Annotated in this window: 1 protein-coding gene; it reads left to right on the top strand. The window is 27.8% G+C overall.

Annotated elements, in window-relative coordinates:
* Positions 1–93 precede the first annotated feature (93 nt).
* A complete protein-coding gene (locus GQS58_RS16780) occupies positions 94–810 on the top strand; it encodes a hypothetical protein (RefSeq protein ID WP_166388043.1) in 717 nt (238 codons plus the stop codon).
* The last annotated feature ends 826 nt before the right edge of the window (positions 811–1,636 follow it).

The following is a 1,636-nucleotide window of genomic DNA, read 5'->3' as shown; positions in this document are numbered from 1 at the left end:
GCGGACTTTCTTGGTCGGTAATTATTTACTAAATTAGTTGCTTGAAACACGCAACAAACCATATACAACAACGTTAGGCACAATATAAAACTAATGAAGAACAAAAACATTACCTTTTTATCAATTGGAATTTTACTAATTATTTTATCACTTTTCCTATTTACAAGACCTGCTATATTTGAAAATTTAGATTTTTCTAACACTGGACAGATTGGAGATACTATTGGTGGAATTACCGCTCCAATCATTAATTTATTCGGAGCTTTTTTGGTTTACATTTCTTTTCAAGAACAACTAAAAGCGAATGAAATTCAAGTAAAATCTCTTAAGGAAGAAAAGGAAAGAAATTCATACGACAGAGTTTTCAACAATTATATTTCGCTATATCAATCTCTCAAAAATCATTTAGACAATCTGGAATTTATTGTGGAACCAACACCGACCTATAGTAGAAGTGGAGAAATTACAAAACCAAATCACATCATTTACAAAGGCTTAAACGCACTTAACGAATATGTAATTAGAATTGAGAAACCCAACTTCTATTCAGGACAAAAATTTGAAACCTATGGTATTTTCTTAAGTTTTCAGTTTATATTAAAATCCTTAATGGAATTAAGCGATATTGTTGAAATAAATATCACCAATGAAAAAGACAAAACATTTTTGAACCAAAATATGAGGTTAATGTATGAGTCATTTCTTCAGAAGTTTGCAGAAAGAATAATGAAAGTTTATAATGAAGAAGAAAAATATATAAAGGAATTAAAAATACTGAAAAATAATCTCGATAAAAAATACAGTGCCTAACAACGTGTAAAAAAAATTGCTAAATTAGTGCTTAACTAAAAGCAGTTGCATTTTTGTAAACAACAATTTTCCTTCGGAAAATAGCCGTTCACAAAAATCGCAACTTTCATTACACAACAACGTTGGGCGTAAGTTAAAAGTAAACTCAGATAAGCTATAAAAATTCGTTATTTTAAAGACAATTTAACCAAAAAAAAAGTGAAATATTGAATTTTAAGTCAATTTAGAAAAACTGAAAAATTTAGAGTTTCAAGAAAACGAAAAATTGAACGTAGCCAAACTTTGTAAGAACTAAAACTCTGAGGTTTAACATAATTTAGAAAAAATTGAAAAATTTAGAATTTCAAGAAAACGAAAAACTGAACGCAGCCAAACTTTGTGAGAACTAAAATTCTGAGGTTTAAGACAATTTAGAAAAAATTGAAAAATTTAGAGTTTTAAGAAAACGAAAAATTGAACGCAGCCAAACTTTGTGAGAACTAAAATTTCAAGGTTTAAGACAATTTGGAAAAAGTTGAAAAATTTAGAATTTTAGAATTTTAGAATTTTAAGAAAACGAAAAATGTTCTGAATGTAAAATAATTAGGAATTTAATTTAGAAAAATCGATAAATAAAATAACCTACGCCCAACACCGTGTATAAAAAATTGCTTATTTTTATCCTAACCAAAAGTAGTTGCTTTTTTGTGAACATCAATTTTCCTGCGGAAAATAGCCGTTCACTTTAAACGCAACTTTCAATACACAACAACGTTGCAAGTAATAGCGAAAAAAACTCAGGCTGAATAAATTGCGGTTCAAAACTTTTGAATTTTATGTTTCTAAA

This window comes from Polaribacter sp. 11A2H, from assembly GCF_011379025.1.
Classification (GTDB): Bacteria; Bacteroidota; Bacteroidia; order Flavobacteriales; family Flavobacteriaceae; genus Polaribacter.
This window is presented reverse-complemented; position numbering and strand designations above follow the sequence as displayed.

Excerpts from the sequence above, each read along its gene's own strand:
- GQS58_RS16780 (WP_166388043.1), top strand. The coding sequence starts at position 94 with ATGAAGAACAAAAACATTACCTTTTTATCAATTGGAATTTTACTAATT.